A 15455-nucleotide genomic window follows, 5' to 3' on the forward strand; every position below is an offset into this window, starting at 1 on the left:
CTCTCGTATCTACGCCAAACGGAAAATCGATGTCGAACCCGTTTTTGGCCGATTGAAGAGTGTTTTTGGCGTTCGCAGAGTTCACGTTAGAGGTAATCAAGCCGTCCAAACGGAAGTCGGCTTCCTCTTCATGAGTATGAATCTCACAAAATTGGCCAAGAATCTAGGCTCAAAAACATCACATACTCAAAAACCACACAGTGATTCTTTCATCTTGATTGTTTTCGAGACGGAAATCACTGTGTGGTTTTATTTTGAAGCTAGTTTTTGCCCAGCCTCTGCTTGTTATAAAAAGAGTTCTTCAAGTTTTTTTGCGACACCATCTTCTTCATTCGTGTGGTTCAACTGTTGGTCAGCATAGGGTAGAAGTACTGAGCTAGCATTTTTCATAGCATAGCCTGTTTTAGCTAACGATAGCATTTCGGTGTCATTATGTTCATCACCAAAAGCGATGAGATCTTCAGGCGTTTTATTGAGGGCTTTAAGGAGATAATTAAGCGCGAATGCCTTATTGACCCCCTTAGGTGAAAACTCCAAGATGTTCATAGGACCACCCCATGAATCAATTTCCATTTCATTATTGAAATGCTGGCGCATCTCTTTAGCCAATGCATACTTATCCTCGTGACGTGTTTGCATAAGAAGAGCATTTGGGTTTTTAGTGATTTTATTGGTATCTAGATGCATGTTATCCGTAATTTTTTGAACACCAAAAAGTTCTGGATTGATACGCTCAGGATTATCCATTGTGATAAAGAATTTTTTTCGATACTCACTGGCGATGAAATCAGCTTCGAAGCTGTCTTTTAATTTCAAAACATCCATTAAGTAACTTTTATCAATGGTAACGCTGCGCTCAAAGTCCCATTTTTTTCCTGGTACATGCGTCAAAGCACCATTGAAACTGATCATAGGCGTTGTCAGACCAAGACGTTCATAATGATCAGCTGCCATTGTATAGGGTCTGCCAGTTGCGATAACAACAGAGTGTCCCTTATCTTTTACTTGGTTGATAACATGAACGGTATAGTCTGAAATAGTGTTATTACTGTGTAGCAAAGTTCCATCTAAGTCAATGGCAATTAATTTTTTTCTCATACAAGGATTATACAAAATTTCTTCTTAAAAGCAAAGAATCACCTTTGGAAAAATGAAAAAATTACCTAAAAATTCTTTTTCTTATGAATAATTTGAAGATAATGCAAGTCATAGTATGGTATAATGAAACAGAGAATGAGAGGTTTCAATCACGTATGCATAAAATTATTTTTAGTCATATTTTTGTCTTGATTATTTTATTTGGTATTTGGCAATATAACCCTTCAGTTGAGGGAATAATGAGAACGACTATTTTTTCTCTAGTAGCAATTGAAATGGGATTTTTGGCTTATTATTCAAAAAATAAACTGTTCAGAGTACTGGCCATACCAGTCTGGTGTTTTTTCTACCCTTATACTTTTTCTGCACTACTTGGGGTAGCAAATGTGTCTTGGGGTGGAGATGCCATCTGGTCGGTTGATGGAATGAAACCTTTCACGGTCTATCTTGGTAGTCTTGTTTTCGCTTTGGTTGCGGGAACATTGAGCGTACAATTGATATTAAAAAGTTTCAAATTAAATCTTTATGTTCAACTTGTTCTGATGCCTATAATAGCATTGCTAGCAACTTTTTCATTGCATGTAGCGCGTGTTACAAGCATTGGTTGGGGTGACTTGCTAGCAAGTCCCATTAATTTTATTAATGAATTAATTTCTAGTATTACATTGGCAAATGTTCCTTTTGTAGTAGGACTTACTGCTATACAAATGATGATGTTAATCTTACTTGGAGATGAATAGGAATCTTTAGCTGGTTTTCTGGAATAGAAAATCAGTTTTTTGATGCTCAAATCTTTGGCAAGCACAGACAAAGATTTGAGCAAATTTAAATTTGACCTTATTTTACTATTTAAATAGTAGAAAAATTCTCTTTTATGAAACAAATATATACTTTTGTGATAGAAAAATTTTGAAATCCTTTAATAGTTTGTAGGGCTTGTGATTGTTTTTGAAAGTTGTATTAAGGAATTTTAAGGGAAATTTGCTACAATATGGAATAAAATGATTAAATAGAATATAAATTTATTATTGTCATTTTTCAATATTATTTTGTTTGTATGGATGATCGATTAAGAAGGGAGATTTCATGTTAAAAAAAATTGGATTTGTTCATCTTTTTTTCCTTATCATTGCTCTGGGGATTCGTTATTATAACTTATCTGGACCAGATTTAATTTGGAATATGATTTTGGCACTTATTGCTTTAGACTTTGCGGTTGCAGCTATCTATGTAAAGAGGAGAAGTTTCAAAATAGTTTTGGGACTGTTCTGGCTTTTTTTCTATCCTAATACCTTTTATATGCTAACAGATATTGTTCATATGAGTTTTACAGACTCTGTTTTATGGGATAAGTGGAGTTTAATTCGGTACTTACTCTATGTTTCAAGTATCTTATTTGGTGTACTTTGTGGGATTGAAAGTGTTAATCTTATGACATCCTTATTGAAGTTGAAAAATTATTTTTTGAGACTTGTTTTTATAGGTGGTCTATCTTTTGTATCCAGCTTTGCTATTCATATTGGACGATATGCCAGATTAAATTCTTGGGATATTTTTACCAGACCTAAGCTGGTTGTAGATGAATTATTAAGTGTCGTTAGCTGGGATGCTCTGCACTTTGTTTTAGGATTTACCTTTATGCAGGTTCTTTGTTTAGTATTTTTAGATAATAAATTTAAAGTTAAAGGCATTGAAAAGTGAACAAACTTTTGGTAAAATAATATTGTCGTTCGGGAAAACCCGAACAAAATAAATTTTACCTCACAAGGAGAACTAAACTTTCATGGAAAAGTTTTTTAAATTGAAGGAACATGGTACCACTGTCCAAACAGAGGTGACAGCAGGTTTGACAACCTTCTTTGCAATGTCGTACATCCTGTTTGTTAACCCATCTATGCTCGCACAAACGGGAATGCCAGCACAAGGTGTCTTCTTAGCAACAATTATCGGTGCTGTAGCGGGTACTTTGATGATGGCACTTTATGCTAATCTTCCTTATGCTCAGGCACCAGGTATGGGACTTAACGCTTTCTTTACCTATACAGTTGTCTTTGCCCTTGGTTACACTTGGCAAGAAGCACTTGCTATGGTATTTATCTGTGGTGTTATTTCTTTGATTATCACAGTTACAAAAGTCCGTAAGATGATTATTGAGTCTATTCCAACAAGTTTGAAGTCAGCTATCTCAGCTGGTATTGGTATTTTCCTAGCTTATGTTGGGATTAAGAATGCAGGTTTTTTACATTTCTCAATTGATCCTGGTACATATACAGTGACTGGGGATGGTGCTGCTGAGGGGCTTGCTTCAATCAACGCAAGTGCTGCGGCAACTCCAGGTTTAGTTTCTTTTAATAATCCTGGCGTCATCCTAGCTCTTATTGGTCTTGTCATCACAATTATTTTCATTGTTAAAAATATTCGTGGTGGTGTTATTCTTTCAATCATTGCAACTACGATTATTGGAATTTTCATGGGAGTTGTTGATCTCGGAAGTATTAACTGGGCTGCTACTAACTTGTCAGCTTCATTTAAAGATTTGCAAAGTGTCTTTGGTGTAGCTCTTGGTAGCCAGGGTCTTGGTTCTCTTTTCTCAGATGTATCTCGTTTACCAGGCGTTTTTATGGCTATCTTAGCATTCTCTCTAACAGATATTTTTGATACTATTGGTACACTTATTGGTACTGGTGAAAAAGTTGGTATCGTAGCTACATCAGGCGATAATCACGAGTCTCAAGCTCTTGATAAGGCACTTTATTCGGATCTTATTGGTACAACACTTGGTGCGATTGCCGGTACTTCAAACGTAACAACTTATGTTGAATCTGCTGCTGGTATTGGTGCTGGTGGTCGTACAGGTTTGACTGCTTTGGTTGTTGCAGGTCTATTTGCTATTTCAAGCTTCTTTAGTCCACTTGTTTCAATCGTTCCAACACAAGCGACTGCCCCAATTCTTATCATTGTTGGTGTTATGATGTTGTCAAATCTTAAAAACATCAAATGGGATGATATGGCTGAAGCAGTTCCAGCTTTCTTTACATCAATCTTCATGGGCTTCTCTTACAGTATTACTTACGGTATTGCTGCTGGTTTCTTGACTTATACTTTGGTAAAAGTTGTTAAGGGAGAAGTGAAAGATGTTCATGGAATTGTATGGGTATTGGATATCCTCTTTATCTTGAATTTCATTAGCTTAGCTATCCTCTAAAAAATCATATAAACTTTTTTTAAGGATAAAATAATAATATTAGGGTTGTTCTTGTGGCAATCCTTTTATTATTGTGAGGTTTATAATAGGAAATGATTATAAAGTAGGGCATAGTCATGATAAGGCTTGGAACAACGTTTTATTTTTGATATAATAATGGCATGTTTTATAGCCAAAATGAAGATGAGCTGATAGCAATTGGTTTTCGGATTGGTCAAAAGCTGCAGGCAGGTCATGTCCTGGTTTTGACAGGAGATCTTGGTGCAGGAAAGACGACCATTACTAAAGGAATTGCAAGAGCTCTTGAAATTAAACAGATGATTAAAAGTCCGACATATACCATCGTTCGGGAGTATGAAGGACGTCTACCGCTTTATCATTTAGATGTTTATCGGATTGGGGATGATCCCGACTCGATTGACTTGGATGACTTTCTTTATGGGGATGGTGTGACTGTCATTGAGTGGGGTGAGTTACTTAGCTCGGATAGCCTTGATGATTATTTAGAAGTTTTTATCGATAAGCAAGACGATGGGCGAAAAGTATCATTTGAAGCACACGGGGTAAAAAGTCAGCTACTTCTGGAGGACTTGCAAAATGGCTGAGCAGGAAGTAGTTATTTGTGAAGCTCAACTTGAAGATGCTTCTGGATTAGCTAAATTACTTGCTCAAGTTACCGCGGAAACAGATTTTATAACGAGTGATGATGAGGAAAGTCAAATGACGGTAGAAGAAGCCATGAGTTTTATTCAGAGTCGTCAGTTGTCTGATAATCAGATTTGTTTGGTAGCTCACGTAGGTAATGAACTTGTTGGTGTTTTGAATATTGCTGCTGCTTCTTCTGGTAGTGTTAGTCATATAGGTGATATTTTTGTCGCAGTGGCTAAAAAGTATTGGGGATATGGCCTTGGTCAGTTTTTAATGGAAGCTGCGATTGATTGGGCTGAGCATAGTGGCATAATTCGTCGATTAGAGTTGACAGTTCAAAAACGGAATGAAAAAGCCGTTCACATTTATGAAAAGTTTGGTTTTAGGGTAGAAGGCATCAAAGAACGCGGTGCTAGAACAAAGGATGGAGAATTTCTTGATGTTTACTTGATGAGTAAGCTGATAGATTAGATGAATAAATGACTATTGGAAAAAAAATATGGCTAATGTTAGGTGCGATTTTCCTAACAACTATTGTAGCATTGGGAACTTACGTGACCACTGCCTACAACTTTTCAACAAGTGAATTAGCAAAGACTTTTAAAGATTTTCAGACCTCTGATACAAAAAGCACTGCTATCGAACAAACTAAGCCCTTCTCAATTCTTTTAATGGGAGTTGATACTGGAACAGGTTCACGTACTGATACTTGGACAGGGAATAGTGATTCTATGATTTTGGTGACAGTAAATCCAAAAACAAAGAAGACAACCATGACCAGTTTGGAGCGTGATATCTTAATCGGATTAACTGGACCAGATGATAATGATATGAACGGTGTTGAGGCAAAACTTAATGCTGCATATGCATCAGGCGGAGCTCAGATGGCAATCATGACTGTACAAGATTTATTGGATATTACGATTGACCAATATGTTCAAATCAATATGCAAGGACTAGTTGACTTAGTTGATGCGGTTGGTGGCATCACGGTTACAAATGATTTTGATTTTCCAATTTCAATTGAAGCAAATGAGCCTGAGTACACATCGACTGTTGAACCTGGGACTCACCATATTAATGGAGATCAAGCCTTGGTTTATGCTCGTATGCGTTATGATGATCCTGAAGGAGACTATGGGCGTCAAAGACGTCAACGTGAAGTTATTCAGAAGGTCTTGGCAAAAATCTTAGCTTTAGATAGTGTCAGTTCTTATCGTAAAATCTTATCAGCTGTAAGTAAGAATATGCAGACTAACATTGAAATTTCATCGAAAACTATCCCTCAGCTATTAGGCTATACAGACGCCCTTAAAACAATCGAGACTTATCAGCTCAAGGGTGAGGATGCAATGATTAATGAAACCTCATACCAGATAGTAACTTCGGAACACTTGCTTGAAGTACAAAATACGATTAAAAGTGAGCTTGGTTTGGATGAAAGCGAGGAATTAACAACATCTGCCGTTCTTTATGAGAATCTTTATGGTTACTCTTATTATGGTTCAAATGAAGCCAGTGTTAGTTATGATGACTCCGTGGGTTCTGGCTATTATGGTGATGCCAGTCAGTCTTATGTGGATCCGGCTTACGGTTATTAATATTTAAGAATGGGGCTGGGCAAAAACTCAATTTTTAGCTTTTCTCTTAAAAATTGAACAATAGAAAATGGCTTAGAAACAACGTTTGTTGAAGACGTTATTCTAAGCCATTTATGATTTTCAAGACTGTTTGCTAAGCCCCTTTTTGGGTAAAAAGAGGCTGGTAAAAAAACACAGCTTTAAGAGTCTGGAGATACTTTGTCTTGAAGAAATTTCTTACTCTCAACCGAGAGACGGCAAGCCGATAGTGACAATGTATCAAAGCTAATTCATTCGACTATATTTAGAATATAATCGATATGCATTAGCTTAGCGGGAATTCCTTTGCTTTTTTCAAAGTTCGAACGGCCCTACTAAACCTTTCGGGGATAGGAGTGAAATAGCCAGCGTGAGACTCTTTCAGCCCCAACCTGAAGATTGAGGTATGAGGGAACTCTTTGTTAAGATACAAAGCCGTTAACCGACACAAGGCAAAGTAGGAAACGCAATGACGGCGCTTGCGTCTAGGCGTCGTTTATACCTAGAGGTGCGTATTTTTTTGAACAGTGTCGTAGGTGAGTTCAATTTTTCTTTGTGATGAGTTCTGTCCCACTCCTAGAATATGTTATTTACCAGACAATCAATTTTTGCGTAATTATCACAATAAAGGGTTTTATTTACTTTCCTGATATTTAGCAGTTATGGACTTAATCTCATTAAGATGAGCCTGAGCCTCTTTTTCAAAAACACGGAATTTGTAAGTTAAGTCCTGATTGATTTGATTAACTTTATAACTTTCTTCTTGGATAGTACTAAGGCTATCCTTGATTTTGTCAAGGTCTAAACTCATAGCTTCTCTTGTTTCAATGGCTACAAGGACAGTGTTTTTTATCCGTTCGCGATTTTTATAGGCTTGATATCCAGCGTAGCTAGCTAGTCCGACAGCTAGAAAATGTTTCAATTTCATGCGTCTACCTCTTTTGAAATCTGCTCTGCTAATTTCCCAAGAGCATCAAAATCAGGTTCATGTGTCGTGTATTCAATTTTGATGCCATCATTTTCCTGATAGCGCGGAACAAGGTGCACGTGGGCATGAAAGACAGTTTGTCCTGCAATCTCTTCGTTATTGTTAATGATGTTCATGGCTGGCGCTCCAGTAGCAGTTTTAAGAGCACGCGCTAGTTTAGGAAGACGGGCAAAAAGTGTACTAGCAGTAGCTTCTGACATTTCAAGGACATTACGCACATGTTCTTTTGGTACAAGCAGAGTGTGTCCTTTGGTAGTTTGAGAAATGTCTAAAAATGCCATGACTTGGTCGTCTTCGTAGACTTTAGAAGATGGGATTTCTCCAGCAATTATTTTACAAAAAATACAATTTTCCATTTGTGTCCCCTATAATTTCTTGATTTTGTTATAATGATTATATCAAAAAAATGCGAGAAAATTATGTTAAAACTTGAAAATGTAACTGGCGGATATGTTAATATCCCTGTTTTAAAAAATATATCTTTTGAAGTAGCAGATGGTGAGTTGGTTGGCTTAATCGGCCTAAACGGTGCTGGTAAATCAACAACAATTAATGAAATCATTGGTCTGCTGACACCCTACCAAGGTACCATTACTATTGATGACTTGAGTTTGTCTCAAGGACAGGCGCAATACCGTAAGAAAATTGGCTTCATTCCTGAAACGCCGAGTCTTTATGAGGAATTGACGCTTCGTGAACATATTGAAACAGTTGCTATGGCTTATGATATTCCTATTGAAGAAGCGATGGCGCGTGCGGAAGAGTTGTTGGCTATTTTTCGTTTGTCTGATAAGTTGGACTGGTTTCCAATCAATTTTTCTAAAGGGATGAAGCAGAAAGTTATGATTATCTGTGCCTTTATTGTTGATCCGAGTTTGTTTATCGTTGACGAACCTTTCCTTGGATTGGACCCCTTAGCGATCTCAGATTTGACAACCTTATTAGCTCAGGAAAAAGCTAAAGGTAAGTCTATCCTCATGTCTACACACGTTTTGGATTCTGCTGAAAAGATGTGTGACCGTTTTGTTATTCTCCACCAAGGAGAGGTGAGAGCTAGCGGGACTTTGGCAGATTTACAGCAAGCCTTTGGCGATAGCACAGCTAGTCTAAGTGACATCTACATGGCTCTAACGAAAGAGGCATAATATGACAGAACTTTTTCAAAAGCGTCGCGCAGCTTTTATAGCGCAATGCCTAAAATATCTCCGTTTTGTTCTCAATGACCACTTTGTCTTGGTATTGCTTTTTCTCATGGGATTTCTCATGGTGCAGTATAGCAATCTCTTGAGAAATTTTCCAAATCAGCACTTACCAATCTTTCTTATCTTATTTTTTATTATAGTAGGTCTTCTTGGACTTGGACGTATAGCGACCTACCTAGAACCGGCTGATAAACTTTTTCTCTTAACAAAAGAAGAAGAATTAGTTCCATTAATCCACAAGGCACGACTGCGTTCATTTCTAGTTTGGGTCAGCATACAGACACTTGTTTTGTTGCTTTTGCTTCCTATTTTTCTAAAATTAGGCTTGTCTCTTGGACTTGCTTTTGTATTGATTGATGTATTAGGAGTCATTAAATGGTTTGTCATGCTTCATAAAAGCAAGATCTTATTTGATGAGGGTAAGCTTTCATGGGATAGGGCACTTACTTATGAAAATAATCGTAAGCAATCCATTTTGAAATTCTTTTCATTATTCACTAATGTTAAAGGAATTTCAACTAGTGTAAGACGTCGTAAGTATTTGGATGGCTTACTAAACTTAGTTAAGAAAAAACATGCTAAAACATGGGAAAATCTCTATTTACGTGCTTTTTTGAGAAGCTCAGATTATTTAGGGTTGACGATTCGTTTACTTCTACTGAGTCTGCTTGCTTTAATTTTTGTTCCGAATCGTTTGATGGCAGCGGCACTAGCTATTGTTTTTAATTATCTTTTGGTATTTCAGTTGCTAGCTCTCTATCATCATTTTGATTATCACTATTTGACTGGGCTTTACCCTGTATCCCAGGAGGATAAGGCTGGTAATTTGCAGAGCTTTTTAGAAAGGATATCTTACTTTCTAATTTTACCTGAACTTGCACTGACTTTCTCTGTGAGATCAGCCCTAGCTTTGCTATTGGCCACAATAATTATTACAAAATTGTATCTTCCTTACAAAATTAAAAGTTTGATTGACTAAGCCTTGTAAAACAAGTAAAATAGATTAAACGATTCATTGAGAAAAGGAGGGTGGCAAGGTGACGACATCCGATCAAGATTTTACATTGACCCCCTTAAGAGGGAAGAGTGGTAAGGCATATATCGGTACCTATGCAAATGGGGATCGCATTTTTGTCAAAGTAAACACAACCCCAATATTACCAGCCTTAGCAAAGGAACAGATTGCGCCACAATTATTATGGTCAAAACGATTGGGGAATGGCGACACAATGAGCGCCCAAGAATGGTTGGACGGTAGAATTTTGACGCGTGAAGATATGGGAAGTAAACAGATTGCCCATATTTTGCAGCGTCTTCATACCTCGAAACCATTGGTTAACCAGCTTTTGCAGTTGAATTATAAGATTGAAAATCCATATGATTTGTTGCTAGACTGGGAAAATAATGCACCATTGCAGATTGTTGAAAATACTTATCTGCAATCAATCGTAAAAGAACTTAAGCGCAGTTTACCTGCCTTTCGGTCTGAAGTAGCTACGATTGTGCACGGTGACATTAAGCATAGTAATTGGGTCATTACGACATCAGGAATGATTTATTTGGTTGATTGGGATTCTGTGAGACTTACTGATCGTATGTACGATGTGGCTTACTTACTTAGTCACTATATCCCATATTCTCGTTGGCATGAATGGCTAACTTACTATGGTTACAAAGATAATGAAAAAGTTAGAGAAAAAATTGTCTGGTATGGTCAATTTTCATACTTAGCTCAGATTTTAAATTGTTTTGATAAACGTGATATGGAGCATGTGAATCAAGAAATATACGGTTTACGTAAATTTAGAGAATTAGTTAGAAAGAAATAATGCGAGTTAGAAAACGTAAAGGTGCTGAAGAGCACTTAGAAAACAACCCACAATATGTCATATTAAATCCTGAAGATGCCAAAGGTCGTTGGCACGAGATTTTTGGAAACAGTAACCCAATCCATATCGAAGTTGGTTCTGGTAAAGGAGCTTTTATCACAGGAATGGCTTTACAAAATCCTGAGATAAACTATATTGGCATCGATATCCAATTGTCTGTATTGAGTTATGCTTTGGATAAAGTTTTAGCTAGTGGAGCTCAAAACGTCAAATTGCTTCGTGTTGATGGATCAGCTTTAACCAACTATTTTGAAGATGGTGAAATTGATTTAATGTATCTTAATTTCTCAGATCCATGGCCTAAAACAAAGCATGAAAAACGTCGTTTGACATACAAAACGTTCTTGGATACTTACAAACAAATCTTACCAGAACAAGGTGAAATTCATTTCAAAACTGACAACAGGGGCTTGTTTGAATACAGTTTGGCTAGCTTTTCACAATATGGCATGACTCTAAAACAAGTTTGGCTTGATTTGCATGATAGTGCTTATGAAGGTAATATTATGACTGAATACGAAGAAAAATTTTCGCGTAAAGGTCAAGTTATCTATCGTGTAGAGGCTAAATTCTAGTAGTCAGAGCTATGAAAGCGTGATATAATGGTATGGAGTTGATTTATTCAGCTCCATTTTGGAGAGGTCGCATAGTGGCCGAGTGCGCACGCTTGGAAAGCGTGTAGTCCTTAACGGGGCTCGGGGGTTCGAATCCCCTCCTCTCCTTACTGACAATCTATCATAGTTTTTAGAATTATTCGATAGCATTGGAAGAGATGTATTTGTAGATCCTAGTAAGCTTGAATTAGTTTGGGGATATATTCAAGTTTCCTTTGATACTACATAGTGATTATATTCAAGTTCCCCCTATTCTATGTTGAGAGAAGGGATATTTTGGTTTTTCCGAAGTTAGAAAGTGTTTTACGAAGGAATACGTTTAGAATCGTTTTGTGGAAAATGGCTTTGCTGATTGTTTTGCTAGGGATTCTAATATTTGAAGAATGGAGACTAAATAGCAGTCATCTAATTTTAAGTATTAGTTGGATTCTCTTGATTTGCTTTTCAGTGATTTTTATTTTCTATCTTTTTAGGTCAAGAAATGGTAATTTCTTGATAGCAGACTTTATCTTGGAAAGTTCTGAGATGCTTAGCTTATTTGCTGTTGATTTAAATTATAGATTTATAGCTTTAAATCAGCATGATATTGACGTCATGGAGGAATTCTTTGGCTTTACTCCACGAATAGGTGAGGTTCCTTTTACTTTTCTTGGCGAAGAAGAGGCAGTTAAGTTAAAAGAGAATATTGATAAAGCTCTTGAAGGAGTTACTTTTACAAGTCTCGATATCATTGATAAAAAAGGAGAGACACTCTATTGGCAAAATATTTTTTCACCGATTTATAATAATCGAAGAAAAATTATAGGCGTTTCTTGCATTGTCTTAGACATTACAGAACAGAAGAAAAATGAACTTGCTAATCAAAAATTAATTTATCAAGATTCATTAACTACACTTTTTAACAGAAGATATCTTGAGTTAGCTTTTGAAGAGATCCAAAATAGAAAAGAAGATAACATCACTCTTATTATCGCTGACTTGGATGATTTTAAAGAAATCAACGATAGGTATGGTCATCACGAAGGAGACCAACTGTTAATAGAGTTTGGAAATTGTTTGACCAAATACATGCCTGCCTCCGCCGTAGTTGCCAGATTAGGAGGTGATGAGTTCGCTATCCTTTTATCAGGTGTACCATATTCAACTGCTAAAATGCTAATTACACTCGTTCAAAATGAAATGAAAAAAGGGGCACACAAACTCTCGATTTCTTACGGTGTTTATTCTAATTTTTACAATTCTAATTTGGAATTTTCAGATTTTTATAAAAAAGCCGATCATGAAATGTATCAATACAAGATGAGAGGAAAAACAAAAAAATGACTTTGAGTTCACTAAATGTTTAAATGTTTAACTAGTTTTATCAAATCACGGATTTTCCTATGGTATATTCCAAGTAGAACTTTTTTCTTGTGATTTCAGATTTTTATGTTATAATACTATTAAATAATACAAAAAGGGGCGGAGTTAATTCTTCGCCTCTTGTGTGCATCTTATAGACATTCTATGCTTGTTTTAAGACAAGTTTTGTCCTCTTAGTTGAGGTAGTCTAATGAGAATTGTATGATTTTGGGTAAGCCACTTAGGGGGGAGTACCCTAGGAGAAGGAGGGAAGTACCATCGCAAAAGTAAATATTGTTGACATCGTCACAGAAGTAGTAGCACCAGTGATCAAAGCTCCATTTGAGTTGGTTGATGTTGAGTATGAAAAAATGGGAAGTGATTTTATACTCAGTATCTTAGTTGATAAGCCTGAGGGGATTACGGTTGAAGATACAGCTGAGTTAACAGATATCATTAGTCCTTTATTAGATACCATTAAACCAGATCCGTTTCCAGATCAATATATGCTAGAGGTTTCTAGTCCAGGTTTGGAGCGACCATTAAAGACAAAAGAAGCTTTGGAAAATGCTGTTGGTAGCTATATCAATGTCAGTCTTTATAAGGCAATTGACAAAGTGAAAATCTTTGAAGGGGACCTAATATCCTTTGATGGAGAAAACTTAGTGATTGATTTCATGGATAAAACTCGTCATAAGCAAGTTGAAATCCCTTATGAAATTGTGTCTAAGGCACGTATGGCTGTTAAATTATAAATAGCATTAAGCACATCCAGTCTCTTTGACTGGCTATTGTCGAAAAAAATGAAAGGAATTGAACAGGCACAATGAGTTGTGTCACGTTCATCTTTCAATTGTCCCAGTGGGTTTCATAAGCCACTAATTCCTAGTTTAACTTTATTGAAAGGAACTGAATATGGGCTACGGACTTTACCAAAATGAAAAATGTGACCTAGATGCAAGCATCATCGGTCGGTTTCCCATTTTTGCGGTGTCCGCTTAATGCCCTTAATATCTTAATTATGAGCAAAGAAATGTTAGAAGCCTTCCGTATTTTGGAAGAAGAAAAACACATCAACAAAGATGATATCATTGATGCGGTTAAAGAATCCTTGAAATCTGCTTACAAACGTCGTTATGGACAGTCTGAATCATGTGTCATCGAGTTTAATGAAAAAACTGGTGATTTCCAAGTCTTTACAGTTCGTGAAGTCGTTGAGGAAGTATTTGATTCACGCCTTGAAATCAGTTTGTCAGATGCCCTCAAAATCAGCTCTGCCTATGAGCTTGGCGACCGCATTCGTTTTGAAGAATCTGTTAAGGAATTTGGCCGTGTCGCTGCTCAGTCAGCTAAGCAAACAATCATGGAAAAAATGCGTCGTCAAATGCGTGAAGTAACTTACAATGAGTACAAACAGCATGAAGGCGAAATCATGACAGGTACGGTTGAACGTTTTGACCAACGTTTCATCTATGTTAACCTTGGTTCTTTAGAAGCACAGCTTTCTCACCAAGACCAAATTCCTGGTGAAACTTGGAAATCTCATGATCGCATTGAAGTATACGTCTACAAAGTTGAAAACAATCCAAAAGGTGTTAACGTCTTTGTTAGCCGCAGTCACCCAGAATTCATCAAACGTATTATGGAACAAGAAATTCCTGAAGTATTTGATGGAACTGTAGAAATTATGAGTGTTTCTCGCGAAGCAGGCGATCGTACAAAAGTTGCTGTTCGCAGTCACAATGATAATGTTGATGCTATCGGTACTATTGTTGGACGTGGTGGATCAAACATTAAAAAAGTTATTGGTAAATTCCATCCAAAACGTTACGATGCTAAAACAGGTGTTGAAATTCCAGTCGAAGAAAACATTGATGTTATCCAATGGGTAGAAGATCCAGCTGAATTTATCTATAATGCTATCGCACCTGCTGAAGTTGATATGGTTCTCTTCGATGATGAAGATAGCAAACGCGCAACAGTTGTTGTCCCAGATAGCAAATTGTCATTGGCAATCGGTCGTCGTGGACAAAACGTTCGTTTGGCAGCTCACTTGACTGGTTACCGTATTGACATCAAGTCAGCATCTGAATATGAAGCTCTTGAAGCAGAACGTGAAGTTCAAGGAGTTGTTGATTCATCTTCTGTAGAAGCACCTGTTGTCCAAGAAATTGATGCTGACTTTGCTGCCGCAGCTGAAGCTTTCGGCACTGAAGCTGAATAAGAAAGATAAGAGAAAAGAGGTGTTTCATGGCTAAAACACGTAAAATACCTTTAAGAAAATCAGTTGTCTCAGGTGAAGTGATTGATAAACGTGATCTTCTTCGTATTGTTAAGAATAAAGAAGGTGAGATTTTTATCGATCCTACTGGTAAACAGAACGGTCGTGGCGCCTATATTAAGCTTGACAATAGCGAAGCTTTGGAAGCTAAAAAGAAAAAAGTTTTCAATCGTAGTTTCTCTGTAGAAGTTCCAGAGGAATTTTATGACGAATTGATTGCTTATGTGGATCACAAAGTCAAAAGAAGAGAGTTAGGTCTTGAATAATTTAGATCGTTTGTCCAATATGATTGGTCTAGCGCAGCGAGCTGGGAAGGTCATCTCTGGTGAAGAGTTAGTAGTAAAAGCCATTCAAACTGGCAAAGCTCAGCTTATTTTCCTAGCCAATGACGCCGGACCAAATGTGACAAAAAAAATAACTGATAAAAGTAATTATTACAAAGTAGAAGTCTCCACAGTGTTTAATGCACTGGAATTAAGTGCTGCTCTCGGCAAGCCCCGTAAGGTGGTTGCCGTTGCAGACGCTGGATTTTCAAAGAAAATGAGGACTCTTATGGTATAACAGAATAGG

At 36.9% G+C, this 15455-nt stretch carries 19 protein-coding genes and 1 tRNA gene; 17 read left to right on the forward strand and 3 right to left on the reverse strand.

Going from position 1 to position 15455, the window contains the following annotated elements; genetic code table 11:
* On the forward strand, nucleotides 1–361 hold a 361-nt coding region (locus F601_RS12780), incomplete at its 5' end, for a transposase (RefSeq protein WP_248678545.1).
* Here the strand turns inward: F601_RS12780 and F601_RS0101655 are convergent.
* A complete protein-coding gene (locus F601_RS0101655) occupies nucleotides 286–1098 on the reverse strand; it encodes an HAD family hydrolase (RefSeq protein ID WP_018163935.1) in 813 nt (270 codons plus the stop codon). The genes F601_RS12780 and F601_RS0101655 overlap by 76 nt on opposite strands.
* 155 nt (nucleotides 1099–1253) lie before the next feature.
* On the opposite strand from F601_RS0101655, the gene F601_RS0101660 reads away from it, so the two are divergent.
* The 6 genes from F601_RS0101660 to lytR all read left to right on the forward strand — a co-directional run bounded on the left by F601_RS0101660 (nucleotide 1254) and on the right by lytR (nucleotide 6552).
* Nucleotides 1254–1838, forward strand: coding sequence for a DUF1361 domain-containing protein (locus tag F601_RS0101660; protein WP_026183061.1), 585 nt, complete (start codon nucleotides 1254–1256; stop codon nucleotides 1836–1838).
* A 346-nt stretch (nucleotides 1839–2184) separates the two neighbouring features.
* Entirely contained in the window at nucleotides 2185–2799 is a 615-nt protein-coding gene (locus F601_RS0101665; RefSeq protein ID WP_018163937.1) for a DUF1361 domain-containing protein, read from the forward strand.
* Between the two features lie 82 nt (nucleotides 2800–2881).
* Nucleotides 2882–4303: an NCS2 family permease gene (locus F601_RS0101670; protein ID WP_018163938.1), complete on the forward strand. Its 1422-nt coding sequence runs from the start codon at nucleotides 2882–2884 to the stop codon at nucleotides 4301–4303.
* A 161-nt stretch (nucleotides 4304–4464) separates the two neighbouring features.
* On the forward strand, nucleotides 4465–4908 hold the full coding sequence (tsaE, locus tag F601_RS0101675) for a tRNA (adenosine(37)-N6)-threonylcarbamoyltransferase complex ATPase subunit type 1 TsaE (RefSeq protein ID WP_018163939.1): 444 nt from the start codon (nucleotides 4465–4467) through the stop codon (nucleotides 4906–4908).
* Entirely contained in the window at nucleotides 4901–5422 is a 522-nt protein-coding gene (locus tag F601_RS0101680) for a GNAT family N-acetyltransferase (RefSeq protein ID WP_018163940.1), read from the forward strand. Before tsaE ends, F601_RS0101680 begins: the two co-directional genes overlap by 8 nt.
* An 8-nt stretch (nucleotides 5423–5430) precedes the next feature.
* Nucleotides 5431–6552: a glycopolymer--peptidoglycan transferase LytR gene (gene lytR / locus F601_RS0101685; protein WP_026183062.1), complete on the forward strand. Its 1122-nt coding sequence runs from the start codon at nucleotides 5431–5433 to the stop codon at nucleotides 6550–6552.
* A gap of 652 nt (nucleotides 6553–7204) precedes the next feature.
* Here lytR and F601_RS0101690 read toward each other — a convergent pair.
* Together F601_RS0101690 and F601_RS0101695 are read right to left on the reverse strand one after the other, a co-directional pair.
* On the reverse strand, nucleotides 7205–7498 hold the full coding sequence (locus F601_RS0101690) for a hypothetical protein (RefSeq protein WP_018163942.1): 294 nt from the start codon (nucleotides 7496–7498) through the stop codon (nucleotides 7205–7207).
* Nucleotides 7495–7914: an HIT family protein gene (locus tag F601_RS0101695; RefSeq protein WP_018163943.1), complete on the reverse strand. Its 420-nt coding sequence runs from the start codon at nucleotides 7912–7914 to the stop codon at nucleotides 7495–7497. The genes F601_RS0101690 and F601_RS0101695 overlap by 4 nt, the downstream gene beginning before the upstream one ends.
* A 63-nt stretch (nucleotides 7915–7977) precedes the next feature.
* On the opposite strand from F601_RS0101695, the gene F601_RS0101700 reads away from it, so the two are divergent.
* The 10 genes from F601_RS0101700 (at nucleotide 7978) to F601_RS0101745 (ending at nucleotide 15446) form a co-directional block, all read left to right on the forward strand.
* Nucleotides 7978–8703 (forward strand): ABC transporter ATP-binding protein, encoded by a 726-nt coding sequence (locus F601_RS0101700; protein WP_018163944.1) that lies wholly within the window; start codon nucleotides 7978–7980, stop codon nucleotides 8701–8703.
* 1 nt (nucleotide 8704) lies between these two features.
* Nucleotides 8705–9739, forward strand: coding sequence for an ABC transporter permease (locus F601_RS0101705; protein WP_018163945.1), 1035 nt, complete (start codon nucleotides 8705–8707; stop codon nucleotides 9737–9739).
* A gap of 58 nt (nucleotides 9740–9797) precedes the next feature.
* Nucleotides 9798–10589, forward strand: a complete 792-nt coding sequence (ccrZ, locus tag F601_RS0101710; RefSeq protein ID WP_018163946.1) for a cell cycle regulator CcrZ — start codon at nucleotides 9798–9800, stop codon at nucleotides 10587–10589.
* Nucleotides 10589–11224 (forward strand): tRNA (guanosine(46)-N7)-methyltransferase TrmB, encoded by a 636-nt coding sequence (gene trmB / locus F601_RS0101715; protein ID WP_018163947.1) that lies wholly within the window; start codon nucleotides 10589–10591, stop codon nucleotides 11222–11224. The genes ccrZ and trmB overlap by 1 nt, the downstream gene beginning before the upstream one ends.
* A 60-nt stretch (nucleotides 11225–11284) precedes the next feature.
* Nucleotides 11285–11371 (forward strand) — tRNA-Ser (locus tag F601_RS0101720).
* Between the two features lie 231 nt (nucleotides 11372–11602).
* Nucleotides 11603–12586 (forward strand): GGDEF domain-containing protein, encoded by a 984-nt coding sequence (locus F601_RS0101725; RefSeq protein WP_018163948.1) that lies wholly within the window; start codon nucleotides 11603–11605, stop codon nucleotides 12584–12586.
* A 296-nt stretch (nucleotides 12587–12882) separates the two neighbouring features.
* Nucleotides 12883–13359 carry a ribosome maturation factor RimP gene (rimP, locus tag F601_RS0101730; RefSeq protein ID WP_040833225.1) on the forward strand — a complete coding sequence of 159 codons (477 nt, stop codon included), beginning with the start codon at nucleotides 12883–12885 and terminating at the stop codon, nucleotides 13357–13359.
* A gap of 266 nt (nucleotides 13360–13625) precedes the next feature.
* Nucleotides 13626–14828, forward strand: coding sequence for a transcription termination factor NusA (gene nusA / locus F601_RS0101735; protein ID WP_026183064.1), 1203 nt, complete (start codon nucleotides 13626–13628; stop codon nucleotides 14826–14828).
* Nucleotides 14829–14854: 26 nt separating this feature from the next.
* Complete coding sequence (gene rnpM, locus F601_RS0101740) at nucleotides 14855–15151, forward strand: RNase P modulator RnpM (protein WP_018163951.1); 297 nt, start codon at nucleotides 14855–14857, stop codon at nucleotides 15149–15151.
* Nucleotides 15144–15446 (forward strand): YlxQ-related RNA-binding protein, encoded by a 303-nt coding sequence (locus tag F601_RS0101745; protein ID WP_018163952.1) that lies wholly within the window; start codon nucleotides 15144–15146, stop codon nucleotides 15444–15446. Before rnpM ends, F601_RS0101745 begins: the two co-directional genes overlap by 8 nt.
* Nucleotides 15447–15455: the final 9 nt, after the last annotated feature.

The sequence above is a fragment of the Streptococcus henryi DSM 19005 genome (assembly GCF_000376985.1).
GTDB classification, from domain to species: Bacteria; Bacillota; Bacilli; order Lactobacillales; family Streptococcaceae; genus Streptococcus; species Streptococcus henryi.